Source organism: Sulfuriferula plumbiphila (genome assembly GCF_009938015.1).
GTDB classification, from domain to species: Bacteria; Pseudomonadota; Gammaproteobacteria; order Burkholderiales; family Sulfuriferulaceae; genus Sulfuriferula; species Sulfuriferula plumbiphila.
In genome coordinates this window covers 3,101,257-3,117,810 of the sequence record NZ_AP021884.1, presented here as the reverse complement: position 1 = coordinate 3,117,810, position 16,554 = coordinate 3,101,257, and the positions used below count along the sequence as shown (strand labels likewise).

22 protein-coding genes and 1 pseudogene are annotated in these 16,554 nt (G+C 52.5%); 19 read left to right on the top strand and 4 right to left on the bottom strand.

The window, feature by feature from the left end:
- Nucleotides 1-14: 14 nt before the first annotated feature.
- From GZH91_RS18470 to GZH91_RS15990, 7 genes are all read left to right on the top strand, one after another.
- Complete coding sequence (locus tag GZH91_RS18470; RefSeq protein ID WP_371860400.1) at nucleotides 15-260, top strand: nucleotidyltransferase family protein; 246 nt, start codon at nucleotides 15-17, stop codon at nucleotides 258-260.
- A gap of 49 nt (nucleotides 261-309) precedes the next feature.
- The gene (locus GZH91_RS16015) at nucleotides 310-837 is read left to right on the top strand and encodes a hypothetical protein (RefSeq protein ID WP_147075087.1); all 528 of its coding nucleotides are present in this window, start codon (nucleotides 310-312) and stop codon (nucleotides 835-837) included.
- Nucleotides 838-988: 151 nt separating this feature from the next.
- Nucleotides 989-1,351 (top strand): toxin-antitoxin system TumE family protein, encoded by a 363-nt coding sequence (locus tag GZH91_RS16010; RefSeq protein WP_147075088.1) that lies wholly within the window; start codon nucleotides 989-991, stop codon nucleotides 1,349-1,351.
- Entirely contained in the window at nucleotides 1,348-1,698 is a 351-nt protein-coding gene (locus GZH91_RS16005; RefSeq protein ID WP_147075089.1) for an HVO_A0114 family putative DNA-binding protein, read from the top strand. The genes GZH91_RS16010 and GZH91_RS16005 overlap by 4 nt, the downstream gene beginning before the upstream one ends.
- A 234-nt stretch (nucleotides 1,699-1,932) precedes the next feature.
- Nucleotides 1,933-2,184 carry an AbrB/MazE/SpoVT family DNA-binding domain-containing protein gene (locus GZH91_RS16000; protein ID WP_147075090.1) on the top strand — a complete coding sequence of 84 codons (252 nt, stop codon included), beginning with the start codon at nucleotides 1,933-1,935 and terminating at the stop codon, nucleotides 2,182-2,184.
- Nucleotides 2,185-2,222: 38 nt separating this feature from the next.
- A complete protein-coding gene (locus tag GZH91_RS15995) occupies nucleotides 2,223-2,576 on the top strand; it encodes a type II toxin-antitoxin system PemK/MazF family toxin (RefSeq protein WP_223264660.1) in 354 nt (117 codons plus the stop codon).
- 209 nt (nucleotides 2,577-2,785) lie between these two features.
- Nucleotides 2,786-3,076: a nucleotidyltransferase family protein gene (locus tag GZH91_RS15990; RefSeq protein ID WP_147075092.1), complete on the top strand. Its 291-nt coding sequence runs from the start codon at nucleotides 2,786-2,788 to the stop codon at nucleotides 3,074-3,076.
- Nucleotides 3,077-3,212: 136 nt separating this feature from the next.
- Here the strand turns inward: GZH91_RS15990 and GZH91_RS15985 are convergent, their stop codons facing one another.
- Nucleotides 3,213-3,569: a hypothetical protein gene (locus tag GZH91_RS15985; RefSeq protein ID WP_161984303.1), complete on the bottom strand. Its 357-nt coding sequence runs from the start codon at nucleotides 3,567-3,569 to the stop codon at nucleotides 3,213-3,215.
- A gap of 316 nt (nucleotides 3,570-3,885) precedes the next feature.
- Between GZH91_RS15985 and GZH91_RS15980 the strand changes: the two genes are divergently transcribed.
- From GZH91_RS15980 to GZH91_RS15945, 8 genes are all read left to right on the top strand, one after another.
- The gene (locus GZH91_RS15980) at nucleotides 3,886-4,107 is read left to right on the top strand and encodes a type II toxin-antitoxin system Phd/YefM family antitoxin (protein ID WP_147075093.1); all 222 of its coding nucleotides are present in this window, start codon (nucleotides 3,886-3,888) and stop codon (nucleotides 4,105-4,107) included.
- Between the two features lie 4 nt (nucleotides 4,108-4,111).
- Nucleotides 4,112-4,525: a type II toxin-antitoxin system VapC family toxin gene (locus tag GZH91_RS15975; RefSeq protein ID WP_147075094.1), complete on the top strand. Its 414-nt coding sequence runs from the start codon at nucleotides 4,112-4,114 to the stop codon at nucleotides 4,523-4,525.
- Nucleotides 4,526-5,384: 859 nt separating this feature from the next.
- The gene (locus GZH91_RS15970) at nucleotides 5,385-6,218 is read left to right on the top strand and encodes an ABC transporter permease (protein WP_147075095.1); all 834 of its coding nucleotides are present in this window, start codon (nucleotides 5,385-5,387) and stop codon (nucleotides 6,216-6,218) included.
- Complete coding sequence (locus GZH91_RS15965) at nucleotides 6,208-7,566, top strand: ABC transporter ATP-binding protein (protein WP_147075096.1); 1,359 nt, start codon at nucleotides 6,208-6,210, stop codon at nucleotides 7,564-7,566. The genes GZH91_RS15970 and GZH91_RS15965 overlap by 11 nt, the downstream gene beginning before the upstream one ends.
- Nucleotides 7,563-8,552 (top strand): class I SAM-dependent methyltransferase, encoded by a 990-nt coding sequence (locus tag GZH91_RS15960; protein ID WP_161984302.1) that lies wholly within the window; start codon nucleotides 7,563-7,565, stop codon nucleotides 8,550-8,552. The genes GZH91_RS15965 and GZH91_RS15960 overlap by 4 nt, the downstream gene beginning before the upstream one ends.
- Before the next feature lie 68 nt (nucleotides 8,553-8,620).
- On the top strand, nucleotides 8,621-9,949 hold the full coding sequence (locus tag GZH91_RS15955) for a rhamnosyltransferase WsaF family glycosyltransferase (RefSeq protein ID WP_147075105.1): 1,329 nt from the start codon (nucleotides 8,621-8,623) through the stop codon (nucleotides 9,947-9,949).
- The gene (locus tag GZH91_RS15950) at nucleotides 9,949-11,115 is read left to right on the top strand and encodes a glycosyltransferase (RefSeq protein WP_147075106.1); all 1,167 of its coding nucleotides are present in this window, start codon (nucleotides 9,949-9,951) and stop codon (nucleotides 11,113-11,115) included. The genes GZH91_RS15955 and GZH91_RS15950 overlap by 1 nt, the downstream gene beginning before the upstream one ends.
- A 94-nt stretch (nucleotides 11,116-11,209) precedes the next feature.
- On the top strand, nucleotides 11,210-12,115 hold the full coding sequence (locus GZH91_RS15945; RefSeq protein ID WP_147075107.1) for a glycosyltransferase family 2 protein: 906 nt from the start codon (nucleotides 11,210-11,212) through the stop codon (nucleotides 12,113-12,115).
- A gap of 581 nt (nucleotides 12,116-12,696) precedes the next feature.
- Here GZH91_RS15945 and GZH91_RS18305 read toward each other — a convergent pair.
- The gene (locus GZH91_RS18305; protein ID WP_262982473.1) at nucleotides 12,697-12,831 is read right to left on the bottom strand and encodes a hypothetical protein; all 135 of its coding nucleotides are present in this window, start codon (nucleotides 12,829-12,831) and stop codon (nucleotides 12,697-12,699) included.
- Nucleotides 12,832-12,995: 164 nt separating this feature from the next.
- On the opposite strand from GZH91_RS18305, the gene GZH91_RS15940 reads away from it, so the two are divergent.
- The 4 genes from GZH91_RS15940 to GZH91_RS18195 all read left to right on the top strand — a co-directional run bounded on the left by GZH91_RS15940 (nucleotide 12,996) and on the right by GZH91_RS18195 (nucleotide 15,918).
- Nucleotides 12,996-13,259 (top strand): type II toxin-antitoxin system Phd/YefM family antitoxin, encoded by a 264-nt coding sequence (locus GZH91_RS15940; RefSeq protein ID WP_147075108.1) that lies wholly within the window; start codon nucleotides 12,996-12,998, stop codon nucleotides 13,257-13,259.
- Entirely contained in the window at nucleotides 13,256-13,678 is a 423-nt protein-coding gene (locus GZH91_RS15935; protein ID WP_147075109.1) for a type II toxin-antitoxin system VapC family toxin, read from the top strand. Before GZH91_RS15940 ends, GZH91_RS15935 begins: the two co-directional genes overlap by 4 nt.
- A 355-nt stretch (nucleotides 13,679-14,033) precedes the next feature.
- Nucleotides 14,034-15,509, top strand: a complete 1,476-nt coding sequence (locus GZH91_RS15930) for a Fic family protein (protein ID WP_147075110.1) — start codon at nucleotides 14,034-14,036, stop codon at nucleotides 15,507-15,509.
- A gap of 241 nt (nucleotides 15,510-15,750) precedes the next feature.
- On the top strand, nucleotides 15,751-15,918 hold the full coding sequence (locus GZH91_RS18195; protein ID WP_232522254.1) for a hypothetical protein: 168 nt from the start codon (nucleotides 15,751-15,753) through the stop codon (nucleotides 15,916-15,918).
- A gap of 49 nt (nucleotides 15,919-15,967) precedes the next feature.
- Here GZH91_RS18195 and GZH91_RS18190 read toward each other — a convergent pair.
- Nucleotides 15,968-16,111 (bottom strand): annotated as a pseudogene (locus tag GZH91_RS18190) (type II toxin-antitoxin system RelE family toxin); the annotation flags it as partial.
- Nucleotides 16,095-16,322, bottom strand: coding sequence for a type II toxin-antitoxin system RelB family antitoxin (relB, locus tag GZH91_RS15920; RefSeq protein ID WP_147074160.1), 228 nt, complete (start codon nucleotides 16,320-16,322; stop codon nucleotides 16,095-16,097). The pseudogene GZH91_RS18190 and the gene relB, both read right to left, overlap by 17 nt.
- Between the last annotated feature and the right edge of the window lie 232 nt (nucleotides 16,323-16,554).

Sequence of the window (16,554 nt, the reverse complement as noted above, 5' to 3'; positions counted from 1 at the left end):
CGAACAGCTAAATCATGCGGCTTTCCCAGAAAACACAGAAAATTATCCGCGATACCGTCCATGAGATTTTCGGTGTCGAGGCGAATGTGAAACTGTTCGGATCAAGGATTAACGACGATGCACGGGACGGCGATATTGATCTGCTCGTTGAGCTGCCTCGATCACCGCGGAGCTGGAACGCAAAACCATGCGATTGGTCGCCAGGCTGCAGTTACGCATCGGCGACCAGCCTATCGATGTTCTGGTGCTTGACCCCTTAACACCACGAAAACCGATCCATGAGCAAGCCGCCAGTACGGGGGTAAAACTATGAAACCCACCGCAGGCTTGCCAATAGCACGATTTCTGCAAACCCTGGAAATAGTCGCGCGCACAGGAAAGCATCTGTCCTATAGCTGGAACAGCCTGTTCAGTCAGCCTATCGATGCGGCGTGGGTGCGCAACTTGGAACAAGATCCCGGTTGTGCCGAGCGACTCGAAGCCTTCGTGTCCCGTTTTGGCAGAATGCAGGATACGATGGCGGATAAATTATTCCCGCGCTGGCTGCTTGCGCTCGCCGAGACGCCGGGCAGCCAAATCGAGACACTCAATCGCGCCGAGCGGCTGGGCGTATTAAGCAGCACGGAACAATGGCTGGAAGCGCGCAATCTGAGTAATCGTCTGGTTCATGAATACATTACCGAGCCTGAAAAATTTGCCGAAGACCTGGCGCTGGCCAAAGAATACAGCTTGCTGCTGCTGGATACCTACAACCGTTTGCGCCAGGACGCAATCGAGCGCATGGGGCAGGAAGCGGAAAGCTTGCCTGAAGCGTTGACTTTGCCGCGACCGGGGTGAGAACACGCTAGACGAGAAACCGTTTCGAGAGATGTATCTTGCCCTGCTGAGAAAATACTGACGTAGGTCGAAGTTTGTTTATCATGAAATCTTCTCTTGAGTTCTTTTTAAAACCGCCTACGATGTTTATCAACTGATGATAAAGTAATCCATGCAGGCCGATACCGGACTTGAAACACTCCGGGATCTCAACGGCTATACCATGGACCAGGAGGGCGGCTACTGGGTCAAAGTCGAAGCCTGGCGAGTCCCGGTAACAGCTGATATTCCGCACGGCATCCGCTATTCGCTCACGCTGCACGAGCCGTACGGAAAGCGGATTTTGGGCTACGACAACAGCCACGCCATAAAGCCGCCCAGGAAATTCAAGTTTGTGGGTCAGCGTCTGCCGTATGATCACAAGCACCACCACGCGGCGGACAAGGGCGTCCCTTATGAATTCAAGAATGCCTACCAGTTACTGGCCGACTTTTTCACCGAAGTGGACCGCGTATTAGAGGAAGCAAGGAAATGAAAAAGATCGCAATCGGGATCATGTCCCAAGAGAAAATCCGCGAGCGCATGTTGGCAATCGCCAAGGGCGAATACAAACCCAAACCCGGCGAACCCAAAATCTGGTTCACCTCGATGAAGTCCCTGGCCGAAGTTCTGAGCGACGAAAACCGCGCCCTGCTCAACACCATTCGTGACGCACAGCCGCAATCCATCAGCGGCCTGGCTGTCATTACCGGGCGCAAACCCGGTAATCTTTCGCGTACACTGAAAACCATGTCCAATTACGGGATTGTGGAAATGCGCCGGGAGAATCGCCATGTGCGGCCCATCGTCAAGGCCACGGAATTCCAGATTCTTGCGGCATAGCAAAGGGCTTAAACCGCGGGAGTATCGCTCACGACAATCTGGATGAGAAACTTATCCGCGAAACGGCCCATATGACGGTAGAGACAGAGCGATAGCAAGGATCACCTGATGATCCCGACTCGATTACATTTCCAGTCACATGAATACGCAGCTGAATATCATGCGAACCAATTTGACGGAGCATTCCGCATTGTATAGACTTGCGTTTATACATGTCAGTTTCAGGAGTGAATCATGGCCGAAGCCGTTCTTGATATTAAGCAGTGGGGTAATAGTCTGGGTGTCCGGCTGCCTGCGTCGGTCGCCCGTGAAGCGCATCTGCGCGTTGACCAGCGGGTGCGTATTTCGGTGGAAGGCGGGCAGGTGGTCATTACGCCAGTCCCGGATGCTCCGCTTACCCTTGAGCAACGGCTGGCACGCTTTGACCCGGCGCGGCACGGTGGTGAAGTGATGGCAAGTCAAGCTGTCGGGGCAGAGCGTTGGTAGTCGCAAAGCGATCTGCACCCGGCAGGCGCGGCGCCTGGGTGCCTGATCGCCAAGCGGTCATCTGGATTGACTGCAACCCGCAAGTTGGCCAGGAAATGCGGGATATTCATCCATTTCTGGTACTCTCGCCACGCATTTTTAACGAGAAAACTTCGCTGGTCCTCGGCCTGCCCCTGACCACGGCAACATACAATGCCGATAATCCTTTTGCCGTGGCGGCCGGACAAGCCAGGGGACGCAAGGCAGGGCAGACCAGTTATGTGCTCTGCCACCAGCCCAAGTCCTTTGATTGGCGTTTACGCGGAGCCAAGCCACATCCGATCGGGTCATTGGCCGACGGCCTGTTTGCACAGGTATGTGAGCGCCTGAATCAGATCATCCGTGTGGGTTAGCGTGGGTTTCAATGAAATGTTTTATGGCTCTTGCCAGATGATTTACGGTGTCCGGCATTACCGCGCGCGCATGGGGAATAAAGCGGAAAGCCTGCCTGAAGCGTTGATTTTGCCACGACCGGGGTGATGACAGGCTGGATGGGAAACCGCTTCGTGGGATGTACTTGCCGAGCAGAGAAAATACTGACGCAGGTCGATGTTCGTTTATCATGAAACCTTCTGTTGCACTTGACCAGAAACGCAATGCTGTGCGCGCTTTGGCAAGCCACTTTCGCGTCGCCAACCCGCGTGTGTTCGGTTCCGTGCTGCACGGCAGCGACCACGACGGCAGTGACCTGGATTTGCTAGTAGACGCATTGCCCGGCGCTACCCTGTTCGACCTTGGCGGCTTGCAAGTCGAATTGGAAGAACTGCTCGGCGTCCCTGTCGATCTGCGTACCCCCGGCGACTTGCCATCGAGGTTCCGCGATCAAGTGCTTGCGGAGGCCACTCCGGTATGAGTGAGAGGCGCCTTGTTGATTACCTCGATCACATGCTTGAAGCCGCCCCGGCAAACATGCAGCTACGTCGAAGGCATGGTCAAGGAAGACTTTCTTGCCGACAAGCGTACTCAGCAAGCCGTGATCCTGAATATCGTCATTTGGAATAAATCCAAAAGGCTACCCAGCGGGTAGCCTGTTCCTGTCGACCATCACCATCCTGGAACTGTAAACCGGCGCGCTCCTGGTCGAGCGCCGCGACCCGGCGCAAGGTGCCATTCTCCGGACCTGGTTGGGCGGTCACATCCTGCCGGCGTTTGCCGGACGCGTGCTGGCTGTCGATACCGCTATCGCGCAGCGTTGTGTGAGGCTGCATGTGCCCGATCCCCGCGCTGATCGTGACGCCCTCATCGCCGCAACGGGCCTGGTACATGGCATGACGGTGGTAACGCAGAACGTGGCCGGCTTTGAGCTGACTGGCGTTCCGCTTCTCAACCCCTGGAATCAATGACAAAGGCCACGGCCTTACTGACGCATGATGGCGTTGGGTGGGTGGCATGGATTGGTGAGTAAGGCGGGAAAAATAGGGGAGTTGAAGGCCGACCTGCCATTGCCCGGCATTACGTTACCCAATTTAGGTGTTCCTGTACCAGACGCCGACTATCCGGTTCATGGAACGCGCAGGTGAACCTCATGCGAACCAAGCAGTTATATGCTTTGTCGCCAACTCAAGTCCTTTAAGTGGCGTATACGCCAGAAGGGGTAAAAGTTGGACGAGAACCTGAATTTAATGTACATTTAAATGTATGTTCGAATGTACAGAGGCTGTTATGAGACAAGTTGCTTTTACTGAACTGCGTAATCACGCCAAAGAGTTTTTCGATTTGGTGGAAACAGGCCAACCCATTCGGGTCTTACGTAATGGGAAACCTATCGCAGACATCGTGCCCATCGTACCTGACCTACCTTCATGGAAGCGCAGAACCGTACAACCGTTGGTGCTGGACGGCGTTTCAATCAGCAAGCTGATTCTCGAAGATAGGGAAGATTGAATAGATGCGGGTTTTCTTTGATTCGTCCGCATTCGCCAAGCGCTACATACAGGAGGCCGGTACAGAAATAGTGTTGTTGCGGTGTGACCGCGCTACAGAAATTGGGCTGGCTGTCATCGCCCTACCTGAGATTATTTCGGCTTTCTGTCGCCTGCAACGCGAAGGGAAAATTACGCAGATCCAATACCAACAGTTAAAGCAATCACTACTATCAGACGTTGAAGACTTGGCGATTTGCGATTTGACCACCGAAGTTATTCATCAATCAATTTTGAGCCTGGAATCCAATGCGCTTCGCGGGATGGGCGCGATCCATATTGGTTGCGCCGTGGCATTCCAAGCCGAGATATTTGTATCGGCAGATAAGCGCCAATGCGAAGCTGCGGCATGCGCCGGACTCAAGGTGGAAAAAGCCTGATCAATGGGGAGAGTCAAGCGCGTGGTCTGCACTTATCAGGCGGGCAAGGATTGTACGCCGCGCTAAACTGTAAACGAGCTCGCCTTCCGTAATGACAGGGACACCCAGGGTAGCCATTGGCATGGCTACCAGCGCTTGGTGACAGCCGGATGCTCCTTGATCAGGCGGCGCGCCGTATTGGTGTCGAGTGTCGAGCATGTGCCGCTTCATTCGCTCCAGCCCTCGAAGGGGTCGCGGTCTGCGCACTGTTTGCGCTCATTCTCGTCCAACCCAAGTCCTCTGATTGGCGGTTACGCGGGGCCAAACCACACCCGATCGGATCATTGTCCGATGGCCTGTTTGCACAAGTGTGTGAATGCCTGAATCAGATCATTCGTGTAGGTTAGCGGGAGTTTCGATGAAGTATTGCCGCGGGCATGGGCAGAGCGCAAACAGATTCAGCTTGCTTGGCTTGCGCCGGGATGTGATTGAACGCATGGGACTGGATGCGGACAGCTTGCCTGAGGCGCTGACGCTGCCGCGATTTTGCTGAAAGCAGCCCGGCATACCCGCCGCCAAACTTACCCATATACCATTGCAAGCACATGTTTTTTCATAAACCGGCTCAGCGAACAATTTCCCTTCCGTCGAATCGGTTACAATCCGGGCTCGATCGCGATTTTTTACTGTCCATGGCCTTGTTTTCCTTGCCGATTCCGCCGAATTTATCAGCAAAATCACCAGTTACTGGACATCCGGGTTTGCGCGCTGCATACGCTGGCATGACCCCGGGTCGTCATTCTCTGGCTGATCGAAGCATCCCCATCGGTTCAGCCAAAGCTACTCAGGGAACGAATCGGGCCAACGCCGAGGTATCTGCATGAATCCACACGCATCCCAACCGACCTCGCTCATGGCATTGGCGCGCAGCCTGTGGCGCAACCGGCAGCTCATTGTCCAGATGACGCGTCGCGAAGTCGCCGGCCGCTACAAAGGCTCTGTCCTGGGTCTGGCCTGGTCGTTCTTCAACCCGGTGTTCATGCTGGTGGTGTACACCTTTGTCTTCTCCGAAATCTTCAAGTCGCGCTGGGGAGGGGTCGGCGGCGATGAAAGCAAAACCCAGTTCGCTGTAATACTGTTCGTTGGCATGATCGTGATGAGCCTGTTTACCGAGGTGCTCAACCGCGCCCCCGGCCTGATTATTTCCAACGTCAATTATGTCAAGAAGGTCGTGTTCCCGATTGAGATACTGCCAGTCATTGCCATGGGCGCGGCATTGTTCCATAGCCTCATCAGCCTTGGCGTGCTGCTGGCCGCCTTTGCGCTATTCAATGGCTACCTGCACTGGACGGTGATTTTTGCCCCGCTGGTGGTGCTACCGCTGGTCATCCTCACCCTCGGCTTTGGCTGGATGCTGGCCTCCCTGGGCGTATTCCTGCGCGACGTGGGGCAAACCATCGCCATCATTACCACTGTGCTGATGTTTCTCACCCCTATCTTTTATCCGATCACTGCAGTGCCGGAAAGATTCCGCCCGTTCATCATGGCCAACCCGCTTACCTTCATCATCGAGCAAGCGCGTGAAGTGCTGATCTGGGGTCATCTGCCCAACTGGATGGGTTTGGGTATTTACACCCTTGTTGCCACCGTCATTGCATGGGCCGGCTACGCCTGGTTCCAGAAAACCAGGAAGGGGTTTGCCGATGTCCTCTAACGATATCGCCATCCGCGTCCAGAACCTTAGCAAGTGCTACCAGATCTACGACACCCCGCGCGACCGGCTCAAGCAGTTTTTCGCCCCTCGTCTGCAAAGCTTGGTCGGGCAAACGTCCAAGCAATACTTTCGCGAGTTCTGGGCACTCAAAGACATTTCGTTCGAGATCAAGAAAGGCGAGACTGTCGGCATCATTGGCCGAAATGGTTCTGGCAAGTCTACCCTGCTGCAAATCATCTGTGGCACGCTCACGCCCACCAGTGGCAGCGTGGAAACCCGAGGCCGCATTGCCGCACTGCTGGAGCTGGGCTCCGGTTTCAACCCCGAATTCACCGGGCGTGAAAACGTCTACATGAACGCCGCCGTGCTCGGCTTGAGCAAGGAAGAAATCGACGCACGCTTTGACGACATTGCCGCTTTTGCAGACATAGGGGATTTCATAGAGCAGCCGGTTAAAACCTATTCCAGCGGGATGACGGTACGCTTGGCGTTTGCCGTCATCGCTCATGTGGATGCGGATATCTTGGTGATTGATGAGGCATTGTCTGTAGGCGATGCCTTTTTCACCCAAAAGTGCATGCGCTTTTTGCGAAAATTCATGGAAAAAGGGACGGTGTTATTTGTTAGCCATGACACAGGTGCAGTAATTAATTTTTGTCAGCGAGCCATCTGGTTAAATAAAGGCATTTCAAAATACCAAGGTGAGCCTAAAGATGTGGCACAAAAGTACCTTGCTGAATTGTATGAGTCTCAACAAGGTGAAAGTGTAGCGGTACCCAATGTGAGTCATAGTGATAATAGTTTACCTACTGGGCAACTGCGTGACATGCGCTTGGACTTCATAAACACAACAAACCACAGGAATGATATAGAGCTTTTTAGCTTTGTACCCGACGCAGCGAGTTTTGGAAAAGGCGGCGGTAACATTACTTTAGTGCAATTGCTTGATGAAACTGGCCAGCCTTTGGCATGGGTAGTGGGTGGTGAAAAGGTGAGGCTTATAATTACCTGCCTTGCAAATACCAACATGTTTAGCCCGATTATAGGTTTCCTTGTCAATGATCGATTGGGGCAGCCAATTTTTGGTGACAATACATTCAACTTTTCTAAACAATCACCGCTTATTATTTCTTCAGGTGAAAAGTTTGAAGCTGAGTTTGAATTTAGAATGCCCATCCTCCCAATGGGTGACTATTCGATCACTGTCGCGTTAGCGGAAGGAACCCAGCAAGATCATATTCAGCATCATTGGGTGCATGATGCACTCTCGCTGAAATCACATAGCAGCAGTGTAAGCACAGGATTGGTTGGGGTGCCGATGAGCAACGTTAGTGTGAGTGTTAGATGAAGAAAAATAATTTGTTAGATATCGCAGCGTTCTCTCCTGATTTACTTCAGTCTCCGAGCGCTTGGCTGGGGCATTTGCCTTTTGCGGCGTGGGTAAATCATGAGGTCTCCCCCAAGATATTTGTCGAACTGGGCACCCATTACGGCCATTCATACTTCTCATTCTGCCAATCAGTTGTAGAAAAGGGTATTGTAACTAAATGTTATGCCGTTGATACATGGCAGGGAGATGAACACGCTGGCCAATACAACGATGAGATTTTTTCTGGCGTAAACGCGTATAACGAAGAACACTATGCGGAGTTCTCCCAATTGTTACGGATGACCTTTGATGATGCCGTAAGCTATTTTGCGGATGAATCGATAGAATTATTGCACATTGACGGTCTGCACACCTATGATGCGGTTCACCATGATTTTGAGACTTGGTTGCCCAAACTTGCCCCCGGTGCTGTTGTCATATTTCACGACACCAATGTTCGCGAGAAAAATTTTGGGGTGTGGAAATTATGGGAAGAACTGCAAGCGCGTTACCCGAATAATTTAGAATTTGTGCATTCACACGGGCTCGGAGTGTTGCAGTTGAATAATGCTCAAGATAACAAGAAACTGGAATGGCTTCAACCCAACTCACCAGAAAAGCAAAGATTGATACATTATTTTGCTGCGTTGGGATCGCGGCAATTGGAGCGTTATGATTTAAACGAACTCAGGCAGCAGTTCGCCCTCCTCAACCAAGCCATGGCCGAACGCGATGGGCAGCTCGCCCTCCTCAACCAAGCCGTGGCCGAACGCGATGGGCAGCTCGCCCTCCTCAACCAAGCCGCGGCCGAACGCGATAGGCAGCTCGCCCTCCTCAACCAAGCCGTGGCCGAACGCGATAGGCAGCTCGCTGTTGTGTACACGTCAATTAGTTGGCGAATTACCCAACCCTTGCGATTTGTTGATCGTCAAGTTAAGAAAATTCTGCGCATATTTAACATTTAGACAGCAGATAGATTCGATATTGTGATTTGGCTATTCAGAAAGTGCATGACTTAGGATTGGAATACTAATTGATTGATCACATCTACAAGGTTTATTGCTATTGGCGCACTCATGGGACCGCTACACTACGACAGCTCATTTTTCGTAAGCTGGCATATAAATTCCGGCGTCCTACCGATCAATTCCAGCATCCTACTGAGCAATTTCTGGATTCAAAGCCTGACCACAACAGGGCTATAGACGTTGCGCAAATTTCTCATGCCCGCTTCCAGGCGGTCACACCTTTGCGCACCTATTTTTTGCCGGAGTCACAGACACGTCGCGTAAACATCGTGACCGACAGTATCAGTAGTGGCAGCTTGTTTGGTGGCGTAGGTACCGCCCTGATTTTTGCGGCGCTTCTTGCAAATAAATTGAATGCACAGTTGCGGATTATTACCCGTACGGAACGCGCTAAACCTGAAAATGTTGACCATGTCCTGTTGCTATATGGCATAAAGCTAGAACACGAAGTCCAGTTCAAGTTTGCAGCGTTTTACGATCAAAAGTACGAACTTGATATTGTCAAGGACGATTTGTTCATAACCACTTCATGGTGGACCACCGCAGCCACATTACCGAGTGTGCCTAACGACAAAATCATTTATTTGCTGCAAGAAGATGAGCGGATGTTTTATCCATTTGGTGATGATCGGCTTAGGTGCGAAACAATTTTACGCAATCGTAATATCCGTTTTCTAATCAATACTAAATTGTTGTTCGACTACTTGGTCCATGACGGCTTTGATAATATTGCCGCTCAAGGAATGTGGTTCGAACCAGCTTTTCCGGTCCAAGTTTTTCATCCTGGAGCAAAGGATCAAGGCGGCAAGCGCAAGTTTTTCTTCTATGCTAGACCGAACAATCTGCGTAATCTTTTCTATCTGGGCATTGAGGTCATTGAGCAAGCGATCGTGCAGCAGGTTCTGGATCTTGAACATTGGGAGATTTTTCTGATCGGGAAAGATATTCCAACAGTGACGTTCAACGACGGCTACACACCGATCAAATGCGAAAATTTCTCATGGTCAGAATATGCGGAACTGGTGGGTACGGTCGATCTTGGGTTGAGTCTAATGTATACACCCCATCCGAGTTATCCACCGCTCGATCTGGTGGCAAGTGGTGCTGTAGTGGTCACTAATCGATTCGCCAACAAACGTGATTTGAGCGACTATTCTGCGAATTTAATTTGTGCGGATCTGGACCACAATGCGCTCGTCGATGCGCTCCGGCAGGCGGTGGCCATTGCAATGGATTCCCGCGTACGCGAGCAAAATTATCGCAACAACGGGCTTCTCACTGACTGGCAACAGGCGTTAGATGGAATCATTCAACAATTATCCGGAGAGGCCTGATGTTTGCTTCCAACATTCCGGAGGTGCCGTATTCGGATCCGTGGATCGCCCCGCTACATGAGCGTATTAAGACGCTTGCACGCGGCAAGCGCCGGGTAGCCTATTTTTACGAAACTGCTAATAACAGCACCTTTCGTTACCGCGCCTACAACATGGTGCAAGTTTTAAACGATGACAAGAATCGCGATGTTTCGGCCAGTTATTTCTTTTTGAACGACTTGTACCGGATGGATGAAATTGCTGAATACGCTGATCTACTTGTGATATGCAGATCAGGCTATAGCCATCGCATTAACCAGCTGATAACGAGATTTAGAACTCAACGAAAGCGCGTGCTATTTGATATAGATGACTTTGTTTTCAACACGAGCTATGCCCATCTGATCATAAGTACGCTGGGCCAGGATACCGACCAACCCGAGATATGGGATTATTGGTTTGCCTATATCAGTCGAATGGGCGAGACACTGCGCTTGTGCGATGGCGCCATCACGACTAACGACTACTTGGCTGCCAGAATCACGGAGTTTTCAGGGTTGCCGGTGAACGTGGTGCCCAACTTTATAAACAAGGAACAACTGAATCTTTCCGAGATGCTGTTTCGTAGCAAAGAAGTATCGGGGTTTTCAAGAGACAATAAAATTTGCCTCGGCTACTTTAGCGGCTCCCCATCACATAATTTGGATTATGCAATCATCACATCCGCACTGGAAGGTGTGCTGGAGAATGATCCGAGAATCGAGCTTATGGTCGTGGGATACATTGAAGCAGGGCCAGAACTGAGCCGATTTGGTCGCAGGATCAAGCGCCAGCCGTTCCACGATTATGTCAATTTGCAACGTCTCGTCGGTAGCGTCGAGTTCAATCTAATGCCCTTGCAGGTGAATGATTTCACCAACTGTAAATCCGATCTAAAATACTTTGAAGCGGCGATTGCCGGTACGCTAAGTATCGCTTCGCCTTCCAGTACCTATGCCGCTACGATCCGGGACGGAGAGAATGGTTATATCGCTCAGGCACATCAGTGGGCATCTGTTATTCAGCGGGCGATAGAGAACATCGATACGTATCCTGATATGGCCGCGACTGCTTATGCTGATGTGCGCTTAAAGTATGCTTGGTTCAACCAACGTGAAAGTATTCTCCAAGCATTGGGTATGGAATGAAACTTATGCAAATTACTATTCCAATTTCAGGATTCGGTGAGCGGTTTCGTTGTGCAACTGCTTCTCAGGCAGAAACGCAATCCGGTAGAGGCCAATGACACAGTCGCATGAAGCGGGCGTTGTTGCCGTGGTGGTGACCTATCAGCCTGTACTTGTAGACTTGGAAAAACTTTTAGATGCGCTGATCCCGCAGGTTGAGTCGGTAGTAGTGGTGGACAATGGTTCTCATGCAGATTTGGAAGCTTGGAACAATAAGTACCAAACACATGCGGTTAAATTTGTTTTGTTAGGTGAGAATCGAGGCATTGCTGCTGCGCAAAATGCTGGTATTCAATGGGCGCGTAATCGTGGGGCACGATTTGTTCTGTTAATGGATCAGGACAGCATTCCCGCGCCTGATATGGTTGAGAAACTGGTTTCTGCTATTTCTGAACAGGCTTCACCGGCTACGGCAGGGCCGCGATATCTGGATGAGCGGCAAGATAACCCTCCGCCATTCATCCGGATTCGTGGCTTGCGCTTGGAGCGATGTGCTTGCTCGACTGGGAAATCCGTCGTTCCAGTGGATTACCTGATTTCCTCAGGTTGTCTGATACCGATGCCGGTGCTGGATAAGGTTGGCGGCATGCGGGATGATCTGTTCATCGATTATGTTGATATCGAATGGGGTTTGCGTGCACGCCATCATGGCTTTCAAAGCTATGGGGTTTGCTCTGCCCACATGCAGCACAGCCTTGGGGATCACCCTATCGAATTCTTTGGTAAAAATATCCCCTTGCATAGCCCGCTCCGGCACTACTACCATTTTCGAAATGCGGTGCTTTTATACAAAAAGCCGTGGGTGCCATTGAACTGGAAGCTGGTGGATGGCTGGCGCTTGTGCCTCAAGTACGTTTTTTATTCACTGTTTGCAAAGCCACGCATGGCTCACTGGCGCATGATGACGTCGGGTGTGTGGCATGGATGGCTGGGTAAGACGGGGAAATTTGAGAGGAGTTGAAGGCCGACCTGCAATTGGGCGGCATTACGTTACCCAATTATGGGGTATCCGGATTTGAGTGTGTTTTTTCCGCATCGGCGGGCGGATGTTCACTTGGAGTGAAACCGGACTTGTTGCTGCTGATCAGTCGATATTCATTTATCGTGAAACCGGATTTTGCTGTGGAAGTCTCGCATGAAACCCTCTGTTGCACTTGACCAGAAACGCAGTATCGTGCGCGCTGCGGCCCGAATGGTTCCAGGATGAAGGATGGCGACCCCCGCAGCGTTCACCTCGCGAAACTTGTCTTCTGTTTTGAAGAGCAGTTCCCGATATGGTTTCGTGGCAAATCGATGCTCGCCAAACGCAACAGGCCCCGCCCCCACCTGACAACGGGAGATTGGGGCTGGGGTTGTTGTCATTGCGCATAAGCCAGGAATAGAGGCTGCGGAAGGTTTCGGTCGGCAGTCTTCAAAGCTGTGCACGGTTTCGACGAGATGTGCCAATTCTCGCAACAGCGCGGGCTTTCAAACAACGGGGGTAGAGCTCCTGAATCCCTGGCATTACGGTGCGGTTTAAAGTTTCGACACATGCCAGGTTGTTCATGGCGCGGCCAGTCTGGGCAGATTTGGCGGAGATTGGGTAAGCGTGTGTTCGGCATCTGGATGTTGCCGCTCAGTCACCTGTTTGATGGCTTCAATCTTGATATCTTCTGTGTAACGCTGCTGCTCGCTCATGGCATTTCCGGGTGAACCGTGGTTCAAGGTTCAGGAAGTGTCTGGAAAAGACAGGGCGATTCAATCATGGGTGTCGTGGCGACGTTGACAGATATCAATCTATTGCTCGCACAAGTGAAAAAAGGGCATCATTCGTATGATTTATGTATAAAAAGAGGTCCGGTATGCGGGTGTCCATGCAGGAATTCAAGTCGCATTTGTCTCGTTATGTCCGGGAAGTGCAATCGGGACGACAGATTGAGCTCACCTCGCATCGCAAGGTGGTGGCGCGCCTGATTGGCGTACCTGCTGCTGAAAGTACCGGATTGTCGTGCCTGTTGGCTGCGGGCACGGCCAGTTGGCAAGGCGGTAAGCCCGCAGGCGCTGAACTCCGCTTACAGGCGCAGGGTGTACCCGTTTCTGCGATGGTGCTGGAAGATCGTGGATGATTCTGTTTTGCGACACCCCGGCACTCATAAAGCTCTACATTGTCGAGGAAGGCAGTGATGTGCTCAAGACGCAGTTGAGTTCGGCCGAGGCGGTCGCGGTCTGCCGCATCGCATGGGCAGAGGCGCATGCGGCATTGTCGAGGCGTGCGCGAGAAGTGCCACAGGATGCGTTGGTCGTCGAACAGGCAAAGGCAGCTTTGGCAGCAGATTGGCCGCACTTTGTGGTGCTGGAAATCGACCAGGCGCTGGTGGAGCGTGCGGGTGAATATGCAGATACTTTTGCGCTACGTGGTTACGACAGCATACAACTTGCTGCTGCTTATGAAACGGGGCGCATTTCGCAATTACCCATATTTTTTGCTTGCTTCGATATTCGATTGAACAAGGCAGCCAGGCTCCTGGGCATGTCATGTTTCTGATTACGTGAACTACCCCGCCATGAATGACGGAGCTTCCAACTTCAACGACGCTGTCAGCCGAATGGCTCGCCATGTAAGCCATACCGCCCGGCTATTGGCGCTCAACGGTACCTATTTGGCATCGCCGCTTTATAATTGCATTGCTTCAGAATATGCACCACACCAAATATTAAACGCAATACTACGCAAATATGTATATAATAGACGACATATTACGCAAATGACCGTAACTAGCTCGACCTGTTTAGCGCGAGGCTACGCAAACCTTAAAAATAAAACATACGCTTAACTACGCCAATGCTATAACATTAACGTTTAATTACGCATTTTGGCATGAGCGAAAACAACTATTCGCATGAATCTACGCAACCCACCCGAAAGCGAGCTGATATTCGCTCCCGCTGCTCAGCGGGCATTGTCCTCACTCATGCAGCGGAAAGTGGCGGCAGGCACCGCCGCCAGAATCAGCCCTGGCGTATTCACAACTCAGCTGACGATACCGCTGGAATCTGTGGTGCGCCGAAACTGGAAGACCTTGCTGGAGCACGAACTGCCAGGAGCCGTGCTCAGCTACAGATCAGCCATACACGGTGGACCCGACAAGGACAACGTCGTTGTGGTCAGCTACGGCAAACGCGCCCCTTCGCGGTCCTACCCGGGCCTGACTGTGGAGGTTCGACCTGGCGGCCCCTTGCCGGGCGATGCCCCATACGGGAAGTTGTTCGTTGCCAGCGAAACCCGCTGGTTGCTGGAATGCCTGGAGGCGGTCAAGGGCAGTGCGTCCAGAACCGTCCCGGCCGAACAAATCGAACTTTATCTGGACAAGGCGCTGCAACTACGCGGGGAGAGCAATCTTAACGCCTTGCGCGACAAGGCACGGGAGTTCGCGCAAGCCCACGGCCGGGAAAGAGAGTTCAAACGTCTGGACAGGATTGTAGGGGCCTTACTGGCGACCCGTAACGCCAGGAGCCTCACCTCAAGGCAAGCATTGGCCAGGGCGGCAGGCAAGCCCTACGATGGCGAATGTCTCAAGCTGTTTGACACCTTGTTCGCCGCTTTGCAGCAAGCAGCCTTGCCTGACATCAAAGAAGTGGCTAACAGCCCTGCAGCGAAGGACAACCAGGCGTTTTTCGAGGCCTATTTCTCGAACTATATCGAAGGCACTGCCTTCACGGTGGAAGAAGCGGAGGACATCGTTTACCGAGGCGCCGTCCTGGTAAACCGCCTTGAAGACACGCACGACATCCTGGGCACCTATCAGGCGGCGACGTCTTCACCTTGGCGCGATGCGTTCCCCAAATCTGGCGAAGATTTCCTGGCCTGGCTAAAATCCGTCAACGGCCTGGTCATGTCCAGGCGCCTGGACAAGAAACCCGGAGAATGGAAAGACAAGACCAATCAGGCCGGCAGCACGGTATTCGTCCATCCCGACCTGGTGCGAGGTACTTTGCTGGAAGGGTTCGACCGCATCACCGGGCTGTCCAGTCCAGCCGCCCGTGCATTCATGGCCATGTTCATTGTGGCCGAGGTTCATCCGTTTATGGACGGAAACGGCCGTACAGCCCGGTTGGCGCTCAACTGCGCGCTGACAGAAGCTGGGTTGTCACGCATCTTGGTACCAACGATATTCCGGGAAGACTATTTGCTGCCACTCAAGGCCCTAAGCCATCAAGGCACACCAGACGCCTACATCAGCATGCTGGTCAGGCTGCAAACTTGGGCCTCTAGCCTGAACTATGCCCAGACCAGAGAAGACTTGCGGGCCCAGCTTACGCGTTGCAACACTTTCCAGGAGAATCGCAACCTCTATCGGCTGATAAACCCCTATTAGCCAATCAACTCCACAGGTTTTTGAAACTGCGTGGATAACGTGGATAAACCTGTTTTGGAAGGCGAGTTTAACTGGTATCCCGCGTTATGCGAGCCGGTCGCGCCGCCTTCTCCTGGCGCTCAACGATAGGCCTCGCGCCGGTTGCCGATCTCGATTACGAGGACGCAAAGCGCGCTGTCCTGTGTGTCGCAGATGATCCTAAAAACCGTAGTAGACCGCTCATTTCCCTCATGAGAGCCGCATGAATACTGAGTGTTCCGCCTTCGTTCGCATTCACCTTCTGGGTGACATCGCTACGCACCCGCTGGCACGTCCGGTCGCGCGCCTGCCTTTGTCGCGCCTCGTTGCTTCGCGCAGCCACACGCCCAAACGCACCATCGGGCGCGTCCAACTGCGGTTTCTAGGATGATTCGATAGTCGCCGACGCGGTAGCGCCAGTATGCGCCGAGATGCGGGCCTGTGAGCGCCTTACCTGTGGTGCGTGGGTCATCGAGCACAGCGAGGCGTTGTCGAAGAAAGCTTGTGATGCGTTTGGCTTCGCCCTTGTCGAGTTTCGCGAGCCGCTTGGCCGCCGTGGCCGTCAGCTCAATCCGCCAAACCAAGATTGCGCTCCACTTCCTCCAGCGTGAAAACGCGTTCTTCGCCCTTGCGGATGCGCTCCATCGTCGCGGCAGCCAGGTAGTGGTCTTCCAGGTCTTTCAGGCCATTCGCGATTAGCTCGCGCAGGTAATATGCCTTGGTACGGCCTGTCTGTGCGGCCAGGTGGTCTAGCCGCTGCTCGATTTCCGGATCGAGCCGGATTGAAGTTGCCATGATATGATGTCCTGATTGAATACGTGTATTCATTGTATCGCATCGTCGTTGCCGGGATGGCCGCGTGCTTTATTTTCTGGTTTCGGGGACGCCTCTCATGCATCCAGCCTATGCTGCGCGCCCAAGTTTTTTCTTGGCTGTTTCACTTGGAGGTCCTGAATTTTTAGCGGCTCCTAAATTACGAATGAGCTTCCCTCGGGCTTTCGTCTGTCAGGGAAGGAGTAAGCCGGCG

What these genes read in the sequence shown, in the direction of transcription:
- GZH91_RS18470 (WP_371860400.1), top strand. Translation starts at nt 15, where the DNA reads ATGCGGCTTTCCCAGAAAACACAGAAAATTATCCGCGATACCGTCCAT.
- GZH91_RS16015 (WP_147075087.1), top strand. Translation starts at nt 310, where the DNA reads ATGAAACCCACCGCAGGCTTGCCAATAGCACGATTTCTGCAAACCCTG.
- GZH91_RS16010 (WP_147075088.1), top strand. Translation starts at nt 989, where the DNA reads ATGCAGGCCGATACCGGACTTGAAACACTCCGGGATCTCAACGGCTAT.
- GZH91_RS16005 (WP_147075089.1), top strand. Translation starts at nt 1,348, where the DNA reads ATGAAAAAGATCGCAATCGGGATCATGTCCCAAGAGAAAATCCGCGAG.
- GZH91_RS16000 (WP_147075090.1), top strand. Translation starts at nt 1,933, where the DNA reads ATGGCCGAAGCCGTTCTTGATATTAAGCAGTGGGGTAATAGTCTGGGT.
- GZH91_RS15990 (WP_147075092.1), top strand. Translation starts at nt 2,786, where the DNA reads ATGAAACCTTCTGTTGCACTTGACCAGAAACGCAATGCTGTGCGCGCT.
- GZH91_RS15980 (WP_147075093.1), top strand. Translation starts at nt 3,886, where the DNA reads ATGAGACAAGTTGCTTTTACTGAACTGCGTAATCACGCCAAAGAGTTT.
- GZH91_RS15975 (WP_147075094.1), top strand. Translation starts at nt 4,112, where the DNA reads ATGCGGGTTTTCTTTGATTCGTCCGCATTCGCCAAGCGCTACATACAG.
- GZH91_RS15970 (WP_147075095.1), top strand. Translation starts at nt 5,385, where the DNA reads ATGAATCCACACGCATCCCAACCGACCTCGCTCATGGCATTGGCGCGC.
- GZH91_RS15965 (WP_147075096.1), top strand. Translation starts at nt 6,208, where the DNA reads ATGTCCTCTAACGATATCGCCATCCGCGTCCAGAACCTTAGCAAGTGC.
- GZH91_RS15960 (WP_161984302.1), top strand. Translation starts at nt 7,563, where the DNA reads ATGAAGAAAAATAATTTGTTAGATATCGCAGCGTTCTCTCCTGATTTA.
- GZH91_RS15950 (WP_147075106.1), top strand. Translation starts at nt 9,949, where the DNA reads ATGTTTGCTTCCAACATTCCGGAGGTGCCGTATTCGGATCCGTGGATC.
- GZH91_RS15945 (WP_147075107.1), top strand. Translation starts at nt 11,210, where the DNA reads ATGACACAGTCGCATGAAGCGGGCGTTGTTGCCGTGGTGGTGACCTAT.
- GZH91_RS18305 (WP_262982473.1), bottom strand. Translation starts at nt 12,831, where the DNA reads ATGAGCGAGCAGCAGCGTTACACAGAAGATATCAAGATTGAAGCCATC.
- GZH91_RS15940 (WP_147075108.1), top strand. Translation starts at nt 12,996, where the DNA reads ATGCGGGTGTCCATGCAGGAATTCAAGTCGCATTTGTCTCGTTATGTC.
- GZH91_RS15935 (WP_147075109.1), top strand. Translation starts at nt 13,256, where the DNA reads ATGATTCTGTTTTGCGACACCCCGGCACTCATAAAGCTCTACATTGTC.
- GZH91_RS15930 (WP_147075110.1), top strand. Translation starts at nt 14,034, where the DNA reads ATGAATCTACGCAACCCACCCGAAAGCGAGCTGATATTCGCTCCCGCT.
- GZH91_RS18195 (WP_232522254.1), top strand. Translation starts at nt 15,751, where the DNA reads ATGAATACTGAGTGTTCCGCCTTCGTTCGCATTCACCTTCTGGGTGAC.
- relB (WP_147074160.1), bottom strand. Translation starts at nt 16,322, where the DNA reads ATGGCAACTTCAATCCGGCTCGATCCGGAAATCGAGCAGCGGCTAGAC.